This window comes from Saccharomonospora marina XMU15, from assembly GCF_000244955.1.
Lineage (GTDB): Bacteria > Actinomycetota > Actinomycetes > Mycobacteriales > Pseudonocardiaceae > Saccharomonospora_A > Saccharomonospora_A marina.
In genome coordinates, this window is record NZ_CM001439.1 from 3,504,480 (window position 1) to 3,524,908 (window position 20,429).

The 20,429-nt window shown below is 70.4% G+C and carries 19 protein-coding genes; 4 read left to right on the top strand and 15 right to left on the bottom strand.

From position 1 onward, the window contains the following. Positions 1-11: 11 nt before the first annotated feature. The 3 genes from SACMADRAFT_RS16570 to SACMADRAFT_RS16580 form a co-directional block, all read right to left on the bottom strand. Complete coding sequence (locus SACMADRAFT_RS16570) at positions 12-1,241, bottom strand: hypothetical protein (protein ID WP_009154988.1); 1,230 nt, start codon at positions 1,239-1,241, stop codon at positions 12-14. A gap of 76 nt (positions 1,242-1,317) precedes the next feature. Continuing rightward, complete coding sequence (gene aspS, locus SACMADRAFT_RS16575) at positions 1,318-3,084, bottom strand: aspartate--tRNA ligase (protein ID WP_009154989.1); 1,767 nt, start codon at positions 3,082-3,084, stop codon at positions 1,318-1,320. 267 nt (positions 3,085-3,351) lie between these two features. Continuing rightward, positions 3,352-4,413: an Rv2578c family radical SAM protein gene (locus tag SACMADRAFT_RS16580; protein WP_009154990.1), complete on the bottom strand. Its 1,062-nt coding sequence runs from the start codon at positions 4,411-4,413 to the stop codon at positions 3,352-3,354. Positions 4,414-4,815: 402 nt separating this feature from the next. On the opposite strand from SACMADRAFT_RS16580, the gene SACMADRAFT_RS16585 reads away from it, so the two are divergent. Beyond that, positions 4,816-6,228: a YibE/F family protein gene (locus SACMADRAFT_RS16585; protein ID WP_009154991.1), complete on the top strand. Its 1,413-nt coding sequence runs from the start codon at positions 4,816-4,818 to the stop codon at positions 6,226-6,228. 88 nt (positions 6,229-6,316) lie between these two features. Beyond that, positions 6,317-6,601, top strand: coding sequence for a hypothetical protein (locus SACMADRAFT_RS16590; RefSeq protein WP_009154992.1), 285 nt, complete (start codon positions 6,317-6,319; stop codon positions 6,599-6,601). Here SACMADRAFT_RS16590 and SACMADRAFT_RS16595 read toward each other — a convergent pair. Further along, positions 6,573-7,244, bottom strand: coding sequence for a hypothetical protein (locus SACMADRAFT_RS16595; protein WP_009154993.1), 672 nt, complete (start codon positions 7,242-7,244; stop codon positions 6,573-6,575). The genes SACMADRAFT_RS16590 and SACMADRAFT_RS16595 overlap by 29 nt on opposite strands. 220 nt (positions 7,245-7,464) lie before the next feature. On the opposite strand from SACMADRAFT_RS16595, the gene SACMADRAFT_RS16600 reads away from it, so the two are divergent. Beyond that, on the top strand, positions 7,465-8,313 hold the full coding sequence (locus SACMADRAFT_RS16600) for a peptidylprolyl isomerase (protein WP_009154994.1): 849 nt from the start codon (positions 7,465-7,467) through the stop codon (positions 8,311-8,313). A 6-nt stretch (positions 8,314-8,319) separates the two neighbouring features. Continuing rightward, entirely contained in the window at positions 8,320-9,111 is a 792-nt protein-coding gene (locus tag SACMADRAFT_RS16605; protein ID WP_009154995.1) for an aminotransferase class IV, read from the top strand. A 6-nt stretch (positions 9,112-9,117) separates the two neighbouring features. On the opposite strand, the gene SACMADRAFT_RS16610 is transcribed toward SACMADRAFT_RS16605, so the two are convergent. From SACMADRAFT_RS16610 to SACMADRAFT_RS16660, 11 genes are all read right to left on the bottom strand, one after another. Further along, positions 9,118-9,897, bottom strand: coding sequence for an enoyl-CoA hydratase-related protein (locus SACMADRAFT_RS16610; RefSeq protein WP_009154996.1), 780 nt, complete (start codon positions 9,895-9,897; stop codon positions 9,118-9,120). Between the two features lie 30 nt (positions 9,898-9,927). Beyond that, positions 9,928-12,273, bottom strand: coding sequence for a RelA/SpoT family protein (locus SACMADRAFT_RS16615; protein WP_040926513.1), 2,346 nt, complete (start codon positions 12,271-12,273; stop codon positions 9,928-9,930). A 121-nt stretch (positions 12,274-12,394) separates the two neighbouring features. After that, complete coding sequence (locus SACMADRAFT_RS16620) at positions 12,395-12,922, bottom strand: adenine phosphoribosyltransferase (protein WP_009154998.1); 528 nt, start codon at positions 12,920-12,922, stop codon at positions 12,395-12,397. Then, positions 12,919-14,166: a protein translocase subunit SecF gene (gene secF, locus SACMADRAFT_RS16625; RefSeq protein WP_009154999.1), complete on the bottom strand. Its 1,248-nt coding sequence runs from the start codon at positions 14,164-14,166 to the stop codon at positions 12,919-12,921. The genes SACMADRAFT_RS16620 and secF overlap by 4 nt, the downstream gene beginning before the upstream one ends. Before the next feature lies 1 nt (position 14,167). Further along, positions 14,168-15,931, bottom strand: a complete 1,764-nt coding sequence (gene secD / locus SACMADRAFT_RS16630; protein ID WP_009155000.1) for a protein translocase subunit SecD — start codon at positions 15,929-15,931, stop codon at positions 14,168-14,170. A 171-nt stretch (positions 15,932-16,102) separates the two neighbouring features. Further along, complete coding sequence (gene yajC, locus SACMADRAFT_RS16635; protein ID WP_009155001.1) at positions 16,103-16,507, bottom strand: preprotein translocase subunit YajC; 405 nt, start codon at positions 16,505-16,507, stop codon at positions 16,103-16,105. 126 nt (positions 16,508-16,633) lie between these two features. Next, a complete protein-coding gene (gene ruvB, locus SACMADRAFT_RS16640) occupies positions 16,634-17,725 on the bottom strand; it encodes a Holliday junction branch migration DNA helicase RuvB (RefSeq protein WP_009155002.1) in 1,092 nt (363 codons plus the stop codon). A gap of 3 nt (positions 17,726-17,728) precedes the next feature. Then, positions 17,729-18,346, bottom strand: coding sequence for a Holliday junction branch migration protein RuvA (gene ruvA, locus SACMADRAFT_RS16645; protein WP_009155003.1), 618 nt, complete (start codon positions 18,344-18,346; stop codon positions 17,729-17,731). Further along, positions 18,343-18,939, bottom strand: coding sequence for a crossover junction endodeoxyribonuclease RuvC (ruvC, locus tag SACMADRAFT_RS16650; RefSeq protein ID WP_009155004.1), 597 nt, complete (start codon positions 18,937-18,939; stop codon positions 18,343-18,345). The genes ruvA and ruvC overlap by 4 nt, the downstream gene beginning before the upstream one ends. Before the next feature lie 153 nt (positions 18,940-19,092). Beyond that, positions 19,093-19,623, bottom strand: a complete 531-nt coding sequence (locus tag SACMADRAFT_RS16655) for a DUF4262 domain-containing protein (protein ID WP_009155005.1) — start codon at positions 19,621-19,623, stop codon at positions 19,093-19,095. A 47-nt stretch (positions 19,624-19,670) separates the two neighbouring features. After that, a complete protein-coding gene (locus SACMADRAFT_RS16660) occupies positions 19,671-20,420 on the bottom strand; it encodes a YebC/PmpR family DNA-binding transcriptional regulator (RefSeq protein WP_009155006.1) in 750 nt (249 codons plus the stop codon). Positions 20,421-20,429 lie beyond the last annotated feature (9 nt).

A 20,429-nucleotide genomic window follows, 5' to 3' on the forward strand; every position in this document is an offset into this window, starting at 1 on the left:
AGGACTCGCGGTCAGCGGAACGCCGGGTACAGCGCGAGCGCGAGCTTCGGGCCGAAGCGTGCATCCAGCGCGCTCGCGACGGTGGCGGCGTGCTCGGCCACGGCATCGGCACCACCACGCTCGGCGTACTGGGCGAGGTCGCGCCACCAGGTGACCAGGGCTGCCGCCCGGCTGCTCGGCGACGCCGACCGCACTCCGGTGAGGCCGGGCAGGTCACGCCAGGTCGCCAGCCACACCTGCACCAGCTGCGTGTCCAGCAGGTAGGCGGCCAGCGTTTCGTCGTCGGCCAGCGCGGGCCACAACTGGACCACCTCGGCGCGCCACGCGGCGACCATCGCCTCGCTCATGCCCGCCGGAAGCGCCAGCGAGTCGGGGCTGGACGCGAACGGCACCCGCAGGTGCGCGGCGTCCGCGAGCGCGCTGCGGACCCTGCCTCGCTCGAAATCGAGGAACCGGACTCCGCCGCTGGTGACCAGGTTGTTGTCCGGCCACAGGTCCACCGGGCTGAACGCGCGGTAGCACGCCGACCTGGCGTGCTCGCCCGCCCGCTCCACCGCGTCACGGACCGGCTCGGGTGTGGACACGCCGAAGTTGTCCCGAAGCAACACGGTGAGCTCGGTGACGGCCTCGAACGGCAACGTGTCGTCGCCGAGACCGGCGTCCGCGCCTTCGCCGCGCAAGCCGTCCTCGGCCCTGCCCTTGCCGCTCAGCCTGCGCAGCAGCGCGTTGAAGTCGGCCTCCCGGCTGGCGGTGGCCGAATGCATCCGACCGAGCGAGCGCGCCCAGGACAGCAGCGCGGTCTCGGCTGCCCGACTGTCGCCGCCACGCAACTTGTCCTGCAGGGTGGGTGCGCGACCGAGATCGTCGATCACCAGGATGCGCTGCTCGCCGTTGTGCGCCAGCAGCTCGGGGCACATGCGTTCCTCCGGGGGCAACGCCGTGAACAGCTGGTAGCTGGCGGCTTCCCTGGCGAACGGGTCAGGCCCGCCGGGAGGTGGCGACCCGGGGTAGTGCTTGATGACGAGTGTGCGGGGCAGCGCGAACGAGGACGAGGCCACCCGCGCTCTGACCACGGTCGCGGGACCGCTGCCCGCGAGGTCCTCGGCGTCGACCAGGCTGACCGAACTGCCGAAGCGTTGCGCGAGAACCGACTCCGCGGCCGCGACCGCGGAGTCGACAGGTAGCGGTTTCTCTCCTGCTCCGACTGGCGAGTCGTCGGTAGAGGAGGCATCCACAATCATTGTTCACGACCCTACTAGTGAAGGAGTGACGCTGACCAGGAGGTGATCGCCCGCGCTGCGGCCCCTGAGGGAGGCGCTACGCGCGCTGCTTCGGCTTGGCGTCGACACCGGCTTCCTTGCGCTGCTCCGCCGTGATGGGCGCGGGTGCGCCGGTCAGCGGGTCGTCGCCGCCGCCGGTCTTCGGGAAGGCGATCACGTCGCGCAGCGACTCCGACCCGGACAGTAGCATCACGATCCGGTCCCAGCCGAACGCGATACCGCCGTGCGGTGGGGCGCCGTACTCGAAGGCGTCGAGCAGGAATCCGAACTTCTCCTCCGCCTGCTCCTCTGAGATGCCCATGACCTCGAAAACCCGCTTCTGCACGTCCACCCGATGGATACGGATCGAGCCGCCGCCGATCTCGTTGCCGTTGCACACCACGTCGTAGGCGTAGGCGAGCGCGTTGCCGGGGTCGGTCTCGAACTTGTCGATCCATTCCGGGGTGGGTGAGGTGAACGCGTGGTGCAGCGCGGTCCACTTGCCGGAACCGATCGCGACGTCGTCGGTCTCCTCGGCGGGCTCGAACAGCGGAGCGTCCACCACCCACACGAACGACCACGCGGCATCGTCGATCAGACCGAGCCGGTGCGCGATCTCCACCCGTGCCGCGCCGAGCAGGTGCCGGGCGTCCTTTGCCTTGCCCGCCGCGAAGAACACGCAGTCACCCGGCCGCGCGCCCACCGCCTCGGCAAGGCCCGCCCGCTCGTGCTCGGCGAGGTTCTTGGCCACCGGACCACCGAGCGTGCCGTCCTCGCCGACCAGGACGTAGGCCAGACCCTTGTGGCCGCGTTGCCGCGCCCAGTCCTGCCACGCGTCCAGCTGGCGACGCGGCTGGTCGGCGCCACCTGGCATCACCACCGCGCCCACGTACGGTGCCTGGAACACCCGGAACGGGGTGTCGGCGAAGAACTCGGTGAGTTCACTGAGTTCCAGGCCGAACCTCAGGTCGGGCTTGTCGGTGCCGTACTTGGCCATGGCCTCGGCGTAGGTGATGCGCGGGAACGGCGTTGCCACTTCCACCCCGACGAGCCGCCACAGCGCGGCGAGGACGTCCTCGCTGAGCGCGATCACGTCGTCCTGCTCGACGAAGCTCATCTCGATGTCGAGCTGGGTGAACTCGGGCTGGCGGTCCGCGCGGAAGTCCTCGTCCCGGTAGCAGCGGGCGATCTGGTAGTAGCGCTCCAGGCCACCGACCATGAGCAACTGTTTGAACAGCTGCGGCGACTGCGGCAGCGCGTACCACGAACCAGGGCGCAGCCGGGCGGGGACCACGAAGTCCCTGGCCCCCTCAGGCGTGGAACGCGTCAGCGTCGGCGTCTCGACCTCGACGAAGCCCTGCTCGTGCAGTACCTCGCGCGCGACCCGGTTCACCTCGCTGCGCAGCCGCATGGCCTGCGCCGGTCCGCTGCGGCGAAGGTCGAGGTAGCGGTACTTGAGCCGGGTTTCCTCACCGACGTCGATCCGGTCGTCGATGGGGAAGGGTAGCACCGCCGACTCCGACAGCACCTCCAGGTCGGTGACGAGTACCTCGATGTCACCGGTGGCGATGTCGGGGTTCTCGTTGCCCTCCGGCCTTCCGGCCACCTCACCGACCACCCGCAGGCAGTACTCGGCCCGCAGGTGATGGGCCCGCTCGGCCATCTCGCCTTCCCGGAACACCACCTGTGCCACACCGCTGGCATCCCGCAGATCGACGAAGATCACCCCGCCGTGGTCGCGCCGCCGGGCCACCCAGCCGGTGAGGGTGACGGTCTGGCCAACGTGCTCGGCACGCAGGGTGCCGGCGTCGTGGGTGCGAAGCACTTCGCGGGATCCTCTCGAAAGCGGTGGTCGAGTCTGGTCTGATCGGTGTTGCCCCGACCGCACAGGTTAACGAACCTGCCCGGGTCGGACGCCACCAGGTTTCCCCCGTCCCGGCCACCCGACCCCTCACCCCCGGTGAACACGTGATCGCGCGCGAGACATCGCCATCACGGGAGCCACAGACCGCACCACCTGGTACACCACACCGACTCACACACCACACCGACTCACACGCTGCCGACGCACACCGCCCCGGCGCCACCTGGCTCACAACAAACTCAACTGGTCCCCCTTCCGGCCCGCTCTGGCGTCCGCCCCCTCCGGCACGCTGCCTCGGGGCCAATCGGCTTCGTCGTCGCCGGGTACGCCGCGCTCCTGCCCCCCGGAACGTGGCGCCAGGCCGTGGTGCCGCAGCAGCGGCGCCACCCTCGCGGCGAGCCAGCGCCGGTACCCGGCACCGACATAACTTCCCCGCCCGTACAGCTCGCGGTAGCGCGACACCAGTTCGGGATGCTCGCGGGCAAGCCACCGGCCGAACCACTCACGCGCCCCGGGACGCAGGTGCAGCGGGATCACGGTGGCCCCGGTGGCGCCCGCGTCAGCCACGGCCGCGAGCAGCCCGTCGAGCGCCGCCGACGAGTCGGTGAGGCCGGGCAGCACCGGCGCCACGAACACCCCGCACGGCAGCCCCGCCTCACGCGCCCTACGCACCAGCTCCAGCCTCGCCTGCGGGCTCGGCGTGCCGGGCTCGAGTCCGCGCTGCAGCTCCCTGTCCAGCAGCGCGATCGAAACCCCCAGCCCCACCGGCACATCCGCACTGACCGAGGCGAGCAGCGGAAGATCGCGGGTGAGCACCGTTCCCTTGGTCAGGATCGAGAACGGCGTACCGGACCGTGCCAGCGCCGTGACGATCCCCGGCATGAGCCGGTACTTGCCCTCCGCCCGCTGGTAGGGATCGGTGTTGGTGCCCATCGCCACGTGCTCGCGGGTCCACCCCGGCCTGCGCAACTGGGCGGCGAGCACATCCGGCGCGTTGACCTTCACCACCACCTGGCTGTCGAAGTCCGCGCCCGCATCGAGGTCGAGATAGGTATGGGTGTTGCGCGCGAAGCAGTAGCGGCAGGCGTGTGAACACCCCCGGTAGGGGTTGACGGTCCATCGAAACGGCACCCCGGACGCCGCGGGCACCCTGTTGAGTACCGATCGGGCGCGGACCTCGTGGAAGGTCACGCCCGCGAACTCCGGAGACGTCACCGACCGGATCAGCCCGGAAACCCCGAACAGCGACTGCTCGCCGTTGCCCTCGACTCGCTGGTTGTCCCACCTCACGACATCGAGTCGAACACACGTTCGAAGTCGTGTCAACCGGAGAGGAAGGCCTGTTGCCCGACCGGGTAACCGGCGACCGGCCGACCAGGTCCGGGGTGTACGGCACGCGAGCCAGGTCGGCGACGCGGCCGGGGTCATGGGTGCTCACGTCCGACCCCCAGCCGGACGTGAGCACCCGTGACCACACCGCCACTCACCACCGCCACCACCACGCCACCACCACGCCGCCGCGGCGCCCGAAGGGCCGCTCCGCAAGCTCTCGAGCGGCCCTCCAGCCGTCCTCGGTGACGTCCTCGATCACTTCCGACGTAACCCGAACTGCTCCGGTTCCGCGGCGTGCGCAGGCCGTCACACCGCCGCCCTGGCCGCCTGCCCGGCGCCGCCGTGCCAGAGGATGACGCGGTGCCCCGCGACAGCACCGACGACGACACCCGACCGATCCCCCGCGTGCCGCCTGAACCGGCCACGTCCGCGCGACAGCGCCGCGCCACACGGCCACCACGGGAGCCGAAGCCACCGAAGCCACCGAAGCCACAGCCACCGGAGCCGCCGCCCGGGCGACCCTCCGAACGCCACGCCCCGGCAGGGCACGGCCACGGCCACGGGCCCGTGGACCCCGCCTCCCGTCGGGTACGCACGCTGCTGCTGGCGTTGCTGTCCCCGCTGGCGCTGGCCGCGCTCGTCGGTGTGGTCGTGCTCTACCCGTGGGGTGAGCCCGCCCCGGTGGGCGGCCACTCCGTCGGTGTCCCTGTCACCGGTGACGTCACCTCGGCTCAGACAGGCCCCTGCCTGAGCCCCGGACAGGTGCAGGTCGGCGATGCACCGCCGGACGACAAGCGATGCCTCACCGTTGAGGTCACACTCACCAGCGGCCCCGGGGAGGGTGCCCGCATCAGCAAGGCGATGCCGATCGAACCCACCACCCCGCGCTTCGCCGTGGGCGATGCGGTGGTGCTGTCCTACAGCGGCACCGCGGCACAGGCGGCGACCGACCCTGGTTCGTACCAGATCCAGGACTTCCAGCGAGGCACACCGCTGCTGCTGCTGGCGGGGCTGTTCGCACTGGCCGTGCTGGCGCTGGGCCGCAGGCAGGGGCTGGCGGCACTCGCGGCACTGGCACTGAGTTTCGCGGTGCTCGCCCTGTTCGTCCTGCCCGCCATACTCGCCGGTGAGGACCCGCTGCTGGTGGCCGTCGCCGGAGCCGGGGTCATCATGTTCGGCGCGCTGTACCTGACCCACGGCTTCTCGGCGCGTACCTCGGTCGCCGTGCTGGGCACCCTGGTCAGCCTCGCGCTGATCGGCCTGATCTCGGCCGCGTTCTCCGCGTTCACCTCGTTGACCGGCCTCGACTCCGACAGCACCACACTGATCGCGTCACTGGGCCACGACGTGGACACGCGCGGACTGCTGCTGGCCGGTGTGGTCATCGGCGCACTTGGCGTGCTGGACGACGTGACCGTCACCCAGGCCAGCGCGGTGTGGGAGCTGCGCAGGGCGAACCCGGCGCAGAGCGGGCGGGAGCTGTACGCCTCGGCGTTGCGGATCGGTCGCGACCACGTCGGCTCGGCGGTGAACACGCTCGTGCTCGCCTACGCCGGTGCGGCGCTGCCGGTGCTGCTGGTGTCCGCGTTGTCCGGTGTCGGGCTGGGTTTCGTGCTCGGCTCGCAGGACATCGCGCAGGAGATCGTGCGCACCCTGGCGGGCAGCATCGGGATCGTGGCCTCGGTGCCGGTGACGACACTGCTGGCGACGTTCATCGCGCAGCGGGAACCGAGCCCGGAAGGTGACCCCAGCAGCCCCATCGGTGCGCAGTAGTCACAGCCGCCCCAGGTGAGTGCCCCGAGGCGGCGGTGAGGGCGCGATTGGGGTACGAAGTTGGCCGGACATCGAGCCAGGAGGGGTCATGCACGGCTCAGCGTTGACACACCCGCGCACCGCTCTCGCCGCCGCCCGCCGAGCGGGCTGTTCCGTTCGCTCGGCGGTCGCGGCACTGCCGAGGATCGCCACGCTGCTCGGCGAACTCACCGAGACCGGGAGGCAACTGGAACGCCTCAGCACGTTCGCCGCCGCGGAACTACCCGAGATCGTCCACCAGCTGGAGGGTATGCGGCAGCAACTGAGTGCCATCGAGCGGCGGCTCGACGCGGCGGCCGTCACCGTTACTCAAGGGTCGCGACGAACCGGCTGACCGCGTCCATGCTGAACCGCTGCGCCAGCTTTCCGGCCGGTGCGGCGCAGGCAAGCCGGTACAGCGGCCGGTCCGCGGCGGCGTCGCCGCGCGCCTCCGCGCGCAACTGTGCCACCAGCAACTGCGAGAACACGATCCCGTTGGCGTCGGTGTTGTTCACCACGGCGTCGGCGAGTCCGCGCAGCGCGAGTATGCCCAGTTCCCGCCCCCCGGTACCCGCGTAGACAGCGAGGTCGATCTTGACGGCGGGGCCACGCCCACCCGAGTTCACCAGCAGGCTCACCGTGCGCGTGCCGCGCACGTCGGTGACGAGCAGGTCGATCGCCGAGGCGGTGACCAGGTCGACGCGCCGCGTGCGGAAGGTCCGCACCAGCACGGCGTCGCCCTCCAGCCAGAGCTGCCGCCGCGAGTTGTACGCCACCAGGTACAGCAGTGGCAGCGCCACGACAGCGGCCACCGCGAGGCCGACGAACTGCCCGCCGAGCAGGCCGGCCACCCCTCCGAAGGCCGCGCCGAAGAGCGCCACACCGACGAGTCCGGAGATCGCCCTGCGACGCCGCAGCCTGGGGTCGTCGCCGTAGAGCGCGATCCGCTCCGGCCGCGGCGAGGGAGACGGCTGCGCAGGCCGCGGCTCACCGGTCATCGCGACCCCCGGTCGCGGTCGAGTTCGCCTGCCGCCCGGCGCCCGGCAGCAGGCGGTCCTGTCGCCACACGCCGAAACCGAACCCGACGACGAGCACGAAACCTCCTACTGGCGAATGGGTGCGGACCAGCCTAGCGGCCCCTGTACGGGGTTCTCACAGACAGTGCCCATAGACTGCCGCCACGGCAGCGGGTCCGTCGAGACAATTGCGGGAGGGCAGGTGGCGACCAACCAGCAGCGCCGGGAGGCCGCGAAGCGCAAGCTGGAGCGGCAGCTGGCACGCAGGGCCGAACGGGCAAGGCGGCGCAGGATCATCGGGGTCGGCGTCACCGTGGGTGCCGTGGTGGTCGTCGCCGGGCTGGTGCTGATCCTGGTGACGCGTGGTGACGACAACGCGCAGGCCAACGCACCGTCACCGAGTTCGCCCGCCACCCAGGACATCGACATCCCGACGCAGCGCGTCGCCGCGCCGAAACGGCCGCAGCCGCTGCCCGACCCGACAACGTGCGACTACCCCTCCTCCGGGGAGGCAGCCAAGCCGGTCGACAAGCCGAAGGGCAAGGCGGTGCCGTCGAAGGGCACGGTCAGGGTGACGCTGAAGAGCACGGCGGGCGACATCCCGCTCGAGCTCGACAGGGCGCTGGCACCGTGCACCGTCAACAGCTTCGTCAGCCTGTCGGAGCAGGGCTACTACACCGACAGCACCTGCCACCGCATCGGCACACAGGGCCTGCAGATGCTGCAGTGCGGCGACCCGACGGGCTCCGGCGGCGGCGGACCCGGCTACACCGTCCCCGACGAACTGTTCGAAGGGCTCAGCTACGGCCGCGGCATCCTGGCCATGGCCAACACCGGCGCCCCGAACACCGGCGGCGGCCAGTTCTTCATGGTGTACGGCGACGCCGCGCTCTCCCCGGACTACACGGTGTTCGGCACCATCACCGACGAGGGCCTGAAGGTGATCGACAAGGTCGCTCGCGCCGGTCACGACGGCAGCTTCGACCCGCAGCCGGGCGGCGGCAAGCCCAACACGGACGTGACGTTCACCGACGTCGTCGTGGAATCCTGACGGTCGGTGCACCTCGCCCACCTCAACGGCTCGCCTGCGGCGCCGCAACGCCTCGCGGTGCTGCTGGCGGGCAACTACGGCCACTTCACGTCGATGCTGGTGCGCGACGGCCGCGTCCGGGGCCTCGGTGCGCACCTGGACCGGCTCGCGCACGGCAACCGGGTGCTGTTCGGCGCCGACCTCGACATCGACCTCGTCCGTGACTACCTGCGGCGGGCGATCACGGCGGAGGGCGGACCGGCCGGTGCCGTGACCGCGCGAGTGGCGGTGCTCGGGGATCCGGCGGGAACCGCCGCCACGGACGTGCTCGTGACGCTCAGGCCACCGGGCGCGGCGAGGGCCACCGCGGTGCGGCTGCGGTCGGTGCACCACGAACGGACGCTTCCCGAGATCAAGCACATGGGCACCTTCGACCTGCACCACCACGCCAGGCAGGCCAGGCTGGCAGGCTTCGACGACGCGCTGTTCGTGACCTCGCGCGGGCACGTGTCGGAGACGTCGATCCGCAACATCGGGTTCCTCGACGGCAACACGGTTGTGTGGCCGCAAGCGCCCGCGCTGGCCGGGGTCACCCAGCGGCTGCTCACCGAGGCGCTTGCCCGGCGCGGCGTGACCACCCGGACCCGGCCGGTGCCGCTGCCGGAGGTGGCGAGCATGCGCGGGGCATTCCTGTGCAACGCGGGCAACCCGGTCCTGCCCGTCGCGGGCATCGACGACATGGCGTTCCCGTCCGAGGACACCGTCGCCACGGCGATGCTGACCGAGGCCCACGACTCTGTGCCCTACGAAGCAGTTTGATGCCGCTCAGCGGTAGGTGAAGCGGGGCGGGCGTCGCTGCAGGAACGCGGCGACGCCCTCGGCGTAGTCCGCTCCGTGGACGGCTTCACGCCGGATGCGTTCCACCTCGGCGTCGCTTTCCTGCTGCCCGGCGAGGATCTTCTCGATGATGCGGTTCATGCCCCTGATCGAGGCTTGCGAACGCGAGCACAGCGTGCGAACGAACTCCATGGTGGCCGTCTGGAGTTCCTCGGGGGCGAACACGTCGTTGACCAGACCGATTTCCCTTGCTCTGGTGGCGTCCACGAGTTGCCCTGACAGCAGGAAGTATCGCGCGTTGGCGGGGCCGACCAGCGCGACGAGCGCGCGGGTCGAGGTGAAGTCGTAGACGATGCCGAGCTTGGCCGGGGTGATACCGAACCTGGCACCGTGCTCGGCGAAGCGGAAATCGCTGGCCACGCTGAGCTGGCAGCCGCCACCGATGCAGTTTCCCCTGATCATCGCGACGCTGGGCTTGCGCATCCCCGACAGCGCCCGCACCGCGCCCTCGACCGCCTTGTCGTAGGCCGCGGCACCTTCCGCCGTCGACCGCAGGTCGGCGAACTCGCCGATGTCGGCGCCCGCGGAGAAGTCGCCGCCCGCGCCCGTCAGCAGCAACACCTTCACGCGCGCGTCGGCCTCGACGTCGGCGATGATCTCGGGGATGGCCGACCACATGCTGTAGCTGACGGCGTTCTTCTTGCCCGGTCGCGCGAGGGTGAGCGTGGCGACCTCGCCGCTTCGGTCGAACTCGATCCCGTCGGTCATGATCGCCCACCCTAGCGGCGCGCGACGGGCTCAAGCGGCGGAGGTGACCCGGTACACGTCGTAGACACCTTCGACGTTGCGCACCACCTTGAGCACGTGGCCGAGGTGTTTGGGGTCGCCCATCTCGAAGCTGAACCGGCTGACGGCAACCCGGTCGCGCGAGGTGGTCACCGACGCAGACAAGATGTTCACCCGCTCGTCGGCGAGCACCTTGGTGATGTCGGACAGCAGCCGGTGCCGGTCCAGCGCCTCCACCTGGATCGCGACCAGGAACACCGACGACTCCGACGGCGCCCACTCCACCTCCACCAGGCGCTCGGGCTGCCGGTGCAGGTCCTCGGCGTTGGTGCAGTCGGTGCGGTGCACGCTCACCCCGCCACCGCGGGTGACGAAGCCCAGGATCTCGTCGCCGGGGACCGGGGTGCAGCAGCGCGCCAGCTTCGTCCAGATGTCGCTGTGGCCCTTGACGACGACGCCGACGTCGCCGGAGCCGCGCCTGCGGGTGACCGTGGAGGGGGTGGCTCGCTCGGCGAGTTCCTCCTCGGCCTCCTCGACACCGCCGATCAGCGCCACCAGCCGCTGCACGACGTGTTTGGCGCTGGTGTGGGCCTCACCGACCGCCGCGTACAGCGAGCTGATGTCGGGATGGCGGAGTTCCTTGGCCACCGCCCCCATCGAGTCGGCGGACACCAGCCGCTGCAGCGGCAGCCCGACCTTGCGGACCTCCTTGGTGATCGCCTCCTTGCCCGCCTCGATCGCCTCGTCGCGGCGCTCCTTGGCGAACCACTGCCGGATCTTGGCGCGCGCCTTCGGTGAACCGGCGAAGGACAACCAGTCGCGGCTGGGACCGGCGCCCTCGGCCTTGGAGGTGAAGATCTCGACGACCTCACCGTTCTCCAGCTTGCGCTCCAGCGCCACGAGCCTGCCGTTGACGCGGGCGCCGATGCAGCGGTGTCCCACCTCGGTGTGCACCGCGTACGCGAAGTCCACCGGTGTCGACCCCACCGGCAGCGTCACCACGTCACCCTTGGGTGTGAAGACGAAGATCTCCCTGGTCGCCAGGTCGTAGCGCAACGACTCGAGGAACTCGCCGGGGTCGGCCGCTTCCCGCTGCCAGTCGAGCAGTTGCCGCATCCACGCCATCTCGTCGATGTCGACGGCGTTGGCGGGGTTGTGCCCGTGGGTGCCCCGGCTTTCCTTGTACCGCCAGTGCGCCGCGATCCCGTACTCGGCGGTGCGGTGCATCTCGTGGGTTCGGATCTGCACCTCGAGCGGTTTGCCGTCCGGACCGATGACCGTGGTGTGCAGCGACTGGTACACGCCGAACCTGGGCTGTGCGATGTAGTCCTTGAACCTGCCCGGCATCGGCTGCCACAGCGCGTGCACGACCCCCATGGCCGCGTAGCAGTCGCGGACGTCCTCCACGAGGATGCGCACACCCACCAGGTCGTGGATGTCGTCGAGGTCGCGGCCGCGCACGATCATCTTCTGGTGGATCGAGTAGTAGTGCTTGGGCCTGCCCTCCACCTTCGCGTTGATCCGTGAGGACTCCAGTTGCTTGGTGAGCTCGCCGATCACCCACCGCAGGTAGGTGTCGCGAGACGGCGCCCGGTCGGCGACGAGCCGTACGATCTCGTCGTACTTCTTCGGCTGCAGGATCGCGAACGCGAGATCCTCCAATTCCCACTTCACCGTCGCCATGCCGAGGCGGTGAGCGAGCGGGGCGAGCACCTCCAGCGTCTCCTTGGCCTTGCGGGCCTGCTTCTCCGGTGGCAGGAACCGCATGGTGCGCATGTTGTGCAGCCGGTCGGCCAGCTTGATGACCAGCACTCTCGGGTCGCGGGCCATCGCGATGACCATCTTGCGGATGGTCTCGGCCTCGGCCGCGGTGCCCAGCTTCACCTTGTCCAGCTTGGTGACACCGTCCACGAGCTGCGCGACCTTCTCGCCGAAGTCGCTGCCGAGCCGCTCCAGCGAGTAGCCGGTGTCCTCCACCGTGTCGTGCAGCAGCGCCGCGACCAACGTGGTGGTGTCCATGCCCAGCTCGGCGAGGATCGTCGCCACGGCGAGCGGGTGGGTGATGTAGGGGTCGCCGGACTTGCGCCGCTGGTGGCGGTGCAGTTCCTCCGCCACGTCGTAGGCGCGCTGCAACAGCGCCATGTCCGCACCGGGATGCAGCTCACGATGGATCGCGGCCAGCGGTTCGAGCACCTGTTTGACCGAGGCGGGCCGCTGCGCGGTGATCCGGCGGGCAAGCCGCGCCCGCACCCGTCGGGTGGCCGACGGCGCCCGGGTGATGGCACCGGACTGGCCGGCTCGCGCGGGCGCGTCGGCGTCAGCCCGGGCTGTGACCACGGAATCGAGTTCCTGGCTCACCCGCACCTCCAGCTCCTCGCGCGGTTCTCGACACCAAGCGTAACGCGAGGGCGGGCCGATCAATGCCCGCGGGCGCCCGAACGGTGGTTCCGACGCGTGGAACGTGACCGCGACGTTGTGGTCACACCGTGCGCAGTGCGTGCACGGGCAGGCCCGGCAGCCGCTTCCTCGCACCGAGATCGGCGAGTTCGAGCACCACGGAGACACCGGTGATCACCGCGCCCGCGCTGCGCACCAGTTCCGCCGTGGCGGCCACGGTGCCACCGGTGGCCAACACGTCGTCGACGATGGCCACCCGCTGGCCTTCGCGCACCGAGCCGACGGGCAGTTCCAGCGTGGCCTGCCCGTACTCCAGCGCGTAGTCGACGCGGCCTGCCACGTTCGGTAGCTTGCCGGGCTTGCGCACCAGCGCGACCCCGAGCCGCCTGGCGTAGCCGAGCGCGGCGGCGAGCACGAACCCGCGCGCCTCGACGGCGACCAGCCTGTCCACGTCGTGGCCGACGGCCGCACCGAGCGCGTCGATCACCGCGGCGAACGCCTCGGCGTCGCCGAACAGCGGGGTGAGATCGCGAAACAGCACACCGGGTTCGGGGAAGTCGGGTATCTCCGCGATGAGGTCGAGCGCGGCGTCGAGGGTGGAAGCCGTCACCTTCTGCTCTTACGCTTCCCGCTCGGGCGCCCGCCTGCTCGCCGGGGTTGGGCCTTCGGATGCCGCGCGGGGACGCTGGCCGCGGCCGCGTATGCCTGCTCCTTGCGCAGCTCGGTGGCCAGTTGCTCGTCGTCACCCGCGTCGAACTGGGCGTCGCCCTCGGCGGCGGCCAGCTTGCCTGCCTGTGCCGAGCGCCTGGCGTACACGCGCTCGGCCTGCTGCTTGAACCTCGGGTCACGCATCTTGAGCGCCACCAGCAGCGGCGTGGCCAGCAGCACCGAGGACAGCACGCCCGCGAGCATGCCGGTGAGCAGCACGAGACCGAGGTCCTGCAGCGTGCCGGAGCCCAGCAACAGGTAGCCGATCACCAGCAGGCCCAGCACCGGCAGCAGCGCGATGATCGAGGTGTTGATCGAGCGCATCAGGGTCTGGTTCAGCGCCAGGTTCGCGGCCTCGGGGTAGGTGCGCCTGGTCAGGTTGAGCAGCCCTCGGGTGTTCTCCTTGACCTTGTCGAACACCACCACCGTGTCGTACAGCGAGAAGCCGAGGATCGTCAGCAGACCGATGACGGTGGCGGGTGTGACCTCGAAGCCGACCAGCGAGTAGATGCCCGCGGTGACGAGAATGTCGTGCAGCAACGCCACCATCGCGGCGACCGCCATCCACTTCTCGAAGTAGATGACAAGGAAGACCGTCACCAGAACGAGGAACACGGCGAGCGCGATCAGCGCCTGCCGGGAGATCTCCCCGCCCCACGACGCACTGACGGCGCTGTCGCTGATCACCTGCTGGCTGGGTTGGCCGTTGGCGCCCAGCGGTTGCAGCTGCTCGAAGAATGCCTGCTTGACCTGCGCCACCTCGGCGGTGTCGAGGGTGTTGGAGCGAACCTGGATCGCGGCGGCGTCGCCCACGCCCACCTGCTGGGCCTCGGAGGCGGGCTCGCCGAGCGCGTCGGCGAAGACCTGCTTGGCCTCGTCAGGGGTGATCTGGCCGTTCGCGCCCTGGGCGGGTAGCTGGATCTGGGTGCCACCCTGGAACTCGATGCCCAGGTTGAAGCCCTTGAAGCCCAGCGAAGCGACGCAGACCAGCACGAGCGCGCCGAAGAACAGGAACCAGCGCTTGCGGTGTCCGACGATGTCGAACGCCCCGGTGCCGGTGTACAGCCGCTGCAGCACCGACCGCGAGGCCTTGGCCGCGGGCTTGCCGCCGGTGGCGTCCGTGGCGTTCCCGTTGTCGTTGCCCACGTCATGCCCCCTTCGCGGCTGAGCCGATTTTGGCGGTGGAGCGGCGCCCTGCTCCGATTCTCTGCACGGCGCCGAGCCCGGAAAGCGACGGACTGGACAACCGTTTCGACCTGGCGACGATGGCGACCAGCGGGTGGGTCACCAGGAACACCACGATGAGGTCGAGCACCGTCGACATTCCGAGTGTGAAGGCGAAGCCCTTCACCTCTCCCACCGCGAGAAGGTAGAGCACCGCGGCCGCCAGGAAGAGGATCGCGTCGGAGGCCAGGATCGTGCGGCGGGCCCTGATCCAGCCGCGAGGTACGGCCGAGCGGAAGGTGCGGCCCTCGCGCATCTCGTCCTTGAGTCGCTCGAAGTACACCACGAAGGAGTCGGCGGTGACACCGATGGCGACGATGAACCCGGCCACGCCCGCGAGGTCGAGGGTGAAGCCGATCCACCTGCCCAGCAACACGAGCACCGCGTAGACGATCGCGCCGGACAGGATCAGCGAAAGCACGGTGAGCACGCCGAGGATGCGGTAGTAGAACAGCGAGTACACGAACACCAGCGCGATGCCGATCGCGCCCGCGATCAGGCCTGCCTCCAGCGAGGCCAGCCCCAACGTCGCCGAGACGGTGGTGGCGTCGCTGGACTCGAAGGAAAGCGGCAGCGAACCGTACTTCAGCACGTCGGCCAGGTTCTTGGCCTCTTCCTGGCCGAACTGGCCGGTGATCTGGGTGTTGCCGCCGAGGATCGCTTCGGTGATGTTGGGCGCCGACACCACCTTGGTGTCCAACACGAAGGCCGCGCGCTCGTTGACGTTCGCGGCGGTGAAGTCGCCCCAGATCTTGGCGCCCTCGCCGGTGAACGACAGGTTGACGACCCAGCCGCCGCGCTGGCTGTCGTACGTGGAGGTGGCGTCCTCGACCTGCGTGCCCTGCAGGAACACCGGGCCGAGGACGTACTTCTCCGTGCCGTCCTCGTTGCAGGTCACCAGCGGCCTGCTGGGGTCGTCGTTGCCGACGAGCGGATCCTTGGCGCCGCAGTCCAGGCTGGTGAGCGCCTGTTGCTGTGCCTGCTGCGCGGCCAGCACGGCGGCCTGGTCAGTGGGATCGGTGGGTACCAGCGCCGGATTCTGGCGCACTTCCTTGGCGGCTTGGATGGCCTTGGCGGTCTCCTCCTGGATGTTGCCGCCGGTGTCGGTCCCGTCGTCGCCGGGCGGCTGGGTCTGCCTGCCTGCCGGGTCGGCCGCGGCCGCACCGCCACCACCGTTCTGCCCCGTCGCAGGCGGCTGACCTGCCTGGTCGCCACCCTGCTGGCCCTGCCCCTGGTCGCCCTGGTCGCCCTGGTCGCCCTGGTCACCGCCCTGCTGGCCGCTCTCCGGCTGCGGCGCGACCACGCCTGCAGGCTGGGCGGTGATCACCTTGCGGAAGCCGAGTTTCGCGGTGCGGCCCAGCGTCTTGGCCTGTTCACCCTCGTCACCGGGGACGGTGATGACGACGTTGCTGCCGTCGAGAACCACCTCCGCGCCGCTGACGCCGATGCCGTTGACCCTCGTCTCGATGATCTGGCGAGCCTGCTGCAACTGCTCCCGGCTCGGTTCGGAGCCGTCCGGGGTGCGCGCGGTGAGGGTCACCCTGGTGCCGCCCTGCAGGTCGATCCCCAGCTTCGGCGTCGGCTTGCCGCTGCCGGTGAAGAAGACCAGCGCGTACAGCGCCACGATGATCAGCAAGAAGAAGGAGAGGTAGCGTCCCGGGCGGATCTGCCCGGCGGGAGGTGCCACGGTCGGTCGGTCTCCTCGGATGTGTAACGGCGGTCACGAGGTCATGCGCGCGCGCCGACCGTCCGAGCGGGGACGGGGTACGCACGCAGCACGAGACCCTACTCGCCTGCCGCGTGAATACAGCGTTGCACCCGCGCCGGTGTGTCCGCACCGGCGCGGGTCGGGCTCGCCCTACTTCTTCTTGCCGTGCTCCAGCGGCGGTGCCACCTCGGCGCTACTGGCGCTCTTGTCCTCGGTGGAGGCGTCGCCGGTGACGGAGCTCTCGGCGCTGTCGGTGTCGGTGTCGTCGTCGGCGGCGGACTCCTCCTCGACGACCGGGTTGATGCGCTCGCGCACCGCCTGCCGCAGCCAGGTCGTGACAACGCCATCGGCGATCTCGAGGTCGATGGTGGTCTCGTCGCTGGCGTCGGCGACGGTGGCGTACAGGCCCGACGTGGTCATCACGCGGTCGCCGTCGGCCAGGCTGTTCTGCAGCTCCTGCTGCTGCGCCATCATCCTCTTCTGCTTACGCGTGCTCATGACCAAGGGAATGGCGACGACGAGCATCAGCAGCAGCGGCAGGAAAAGGCCTTCCATGGTTCTCCATTCGGCGGACGCCGGCCCAGCGGGCGTTACGTCCGAGTTTGTCCGGATGTCTCTATTCGAGTGTGCCAGGTACGGCCGACAACGCCAGTACCCCGTGGCGCGCACCCCGGCATCCGCTCAGTCGAACAGGGTCGGCGTCGCGGCGTCAACCCCACCGGCCTCCGCGGGCGGCCGCAGCCCGAGGTGCTCCCACGCGGCCGCGGTAGCGACGCGACCACGTGGAGTCCGCGCGAGCATACCCGCCCGCACGAGATACGGCTCACACACCTCCTCCACGGTAGCCGCTTCTTCCCCGACGGCGACCGCCAGCGTGGCGACCCCCACCGGTCCGCCGCCGAAGGAGCGCACCAGCGCGCCCAGTACCGCGCGGTCCAGCCGGTCGAGACCGAGTTCGTCGACGTCGTACACCCGCAGCGCGGACCTGACGACCTCGAGCGTGGCGCGGCCGTCGGCACGCACCTCGGCGTAGTCGCGCACCCGGCGCAACAGCCGGTTGGCGATACGAGGTGTACCGCGTGACCGTCTCGCCACCTCGGACAGCCCGTCGCCGTCGGCCTCGATGCCGAGGATGGCCGCCGAACGCCGCAGCACCTGTTCCAGTTCCGCTGCGCTGTAGAACTCCATCTGGCCGGTGAACCCGAACCGGTCTCGCAGCGGGCCGGTCAGCGCGCCGGAGCGAGTGGTGGCTCCGACCAGGGTGAACGGCGCGATCTCCAGCGGGATGCTGGTGGCGCCCGGGCCCTTGCCGACGACGACGTCGACCCGGAAGTCCTCCATCGCCAGGTACAGCATCTCCTCGGCCGGTCTGGCGATGCGGTGGATCTCGTCGATGAACAGCACATCACCCTCGGCGAGGTTCGACAGCATCGCGGCCAGGTCGCCCGCGCGTTCCAGCGCGGGCCCCGAGGTGATGCGGATGGCGGCGTCCAACTCCGCGGCGATGATCATCGCGAGGCTGGTCTTGCCGAGCCCCGGCGGCCCTGACAGCAGCACATGGTCGGGTGGCACTCCGCGTTTGCGAGCGCTTTCCAGCACCAGGTGCAGCTGCTCGCGCACCCGGGGCTGCCCCACGAAGTCGGCGAGCTTGCGTGGCCGAAGCGCCGTCTCGACCTCCCGGTCGCCGGTCTGCGCCACCGCCGAGAGCGGGGTCGCCTCGGCGCCGAACCGGTCGAATTCCGTGGCGGGTTCCGTGGCGGGTTCCTCGGTCATGGCTCAGCGCTTCCTGCCGAGGGTCACCAGCGCGGCCCGCAGCAGGCCGGACGTGTCGGCAGCACCCGAGTCGCCGTGCTCGCCGTCGGCCGCGGTCACCTTGTCCACGGCCTGCTCGGCCTGCCGCGCGGCGAAGCCCAGGCCCACCAGCGCCTCCACCACCTCGGCGCGCACCGCGGCCCGACCGGGCGTCACCGCCGGGTGCGCCGCGGGCGGCTCGGTGGCGGTCACCTTGTCGCGCAGCTCCAACGTGAGTCGCTCGGCACCCTTGCGCCCGATACCGGGGACCTGGGTGAGCACGGTGATGTCGCCGTCGGCGAGCGCGGCGCGCAGCTTGTCGGGATCGAGCACGGCGAGCGCGGCCAACGCCAGCCGGGGGCCGATGCCGGACACCGTCTGCAGCAGCGTGAACAGGTCGCGCGCCTGCGCGTCGGCGAAGCCGAACAGGGTGAGCGAGTCCTCCCGCACGACGAGGCTGGTGTGCAGGCGTGCCTGTTCGCCCCTGCGCAGCGTGGCCAGCGTGGCCGGGGTGGCCTGCACGGTCAGGCCCACCCCGCCGACCTCCACCACCGCGTGATCGAGGCCGACGGACAGCACCTGCCCGCACACCGAGGAGATCATCGATTCCCTCCCGTGGCCGAGTCGCCCGCCCGGTTCCGCCTTGCCGCCGCCGCCAGTTTGGCGCGATGGGCACGAGCAAGCTCCGCCGCCCTGGCCTCGGCCTCGGCCAGCCGGGCACGCATCGGCTCCCGCCACAGGTGGCAGATCGCCAGCGCCAGCGCGTCGGCGGCGTCGGCGGGACTCGGCCGACTCGGCAACTTCAGCAGTCGCGTCACCATGACCGTGACCTGGTTCTTGTCGGCACGTCCTGACCCGGTGACGGCGGCCTTGACCTCGCTGGGGGTGTGGAACACCACCGGCAACCCCCGGCGTGCGGCGCTGAGTGCCACGACACCGCCCGCCTGCGCCGTCCCCATCACGGTGCGGACGTTGTGCTGGCTGAACACCCGCTCCACCGCGACGGCGTCCGGCTGGTAGGTGTCCAGCCACTCCTCCACCTCGGCCGACACGCGCAACAGCCTGGTCGCCAGGTCGGAGTCGGCCGGGGTGCGTACCACATCGACGGCGACACACGTGACGGTGCGTCCCAGCCCGCCGTCCACGACGCCGAGACCGCATCGAGTCAGTCCCGGGTCGACACCGAGCACGCGCACCAGCTCTCCCTTTTCGCGAACACCAGTTCGAGCACGAAGGCTACCGCCCGAGCCCGTGCTCTTCCCGGCAGGCGCGCCGCGGCCACCGGCAACGGCCTCGAGACAGCGGCCTCGACGGGCAGGCGTACCGGGTGTGCGAACGGCCGAGGGCGGTCAGGGCCCGTCGAGACCGGGGGTCCAGCTCTCCGGCGCGCCGCTGACCGTGAGCACCGGCTGCCACTGCGCGAATCCCTCGGGGGCGGCCTCGTCCCACGGCCAGTGGCCGTCGGGCGTGGGTACGACGATCTGCAGCGCGGGGAAGTCCCCTTCGGGGTAGACGAGGAACGCGCTGCCGAAGAACTCCGGGTAGTGACCGGGGGCGACCTTCTCGAAGGTCACCGGCACGCCCTCGAAGAAGTCGTGGTAGAGCGCTCCGGGTTGGAATCGCTCGCCGGTGGCCGCCCTGTCCACGTAGGCGTCGAGCAGGACGGTGGCCAGTTGGGTGGGCAACCCCACCACGACAGCTTCGGGGACCTCGTGCATCGCCCACGCGCACACGGTGAACGCATAGCCCGCGCCGTTGTCGTCAGGGGGCACCGCGATCACGGCGTTGCCACGCTGCTGAGCCTGGGCGACGATCCACTCACGCAGTTGCTGCTCGCCGTCGAGGGTGCTTTCGGCGGTCTCGGCTGACACGGGCGACATTCTGCACCATCACCGCCGCCTGCCCAAGGAGGCGGACGGTGAGCCGGTCAGCCGACCTCCGCGAGGACGTCGTCGGATACGTCGAAGTTGGAGTAGACGTTTTGCACGTCGTCGCAGTCCTCCAGCGCCTCGATCAGCCGGAACACCTTCCTGGCGCCCTCGGCGTCGAGTGGCACGTTGACCGAGGGCAGGAAGTTGGCATCGGCCGACTCGTAGTCGTATCCCGCGTCCTGCAACGCCTTCCGAACAGCCACCAGGTCACCGGCCTCGGAGATGATCTCGAAGCTCTCGCCGAGGTCGTTGACCTCCTCCGCGCCCGCGTCCAGCACGGCCAGCAGGACGTCGTCCTCGGAGAGCCCGTTCTTCGGCATGATGACCACGCCCTTGCGGTTGAACAGGTACGCAACCGAGCCCGGGTCGGCGAGCGAGCCGCCGTTGCGGGTCAGCGCGGTGCGAACCTCCGACGCCGCCCGGTTCTTGTTGTCGGTGAGGCACTCGATCAGCACCGCGACACCGTTGGGCGCGTAGCCCTCGTAGGTGATGTTCTGCCAGTCGGCGCCGCCTGCCTCCTCGCCCGCGCCACGCTTGCGTGCCCGCTCGATGTTGTCCTGCGGCACGGAGTTCTTCTTGGCCTTCTGGATGGCGTCGTACAGCGTGGGGTTGCCTTCCGGGTCGCCCCCGCCGGTGCGCGCGGCGACCTCGATGTTCTTGATCAGTCTCGCGAACAGCTTGCCACGCTTGGCGTCGAGGGCGGCCTTCTTGTGCTTCGTGGTGGCCCACTTCGAGTGGCCGCTCATCTCTCCTCC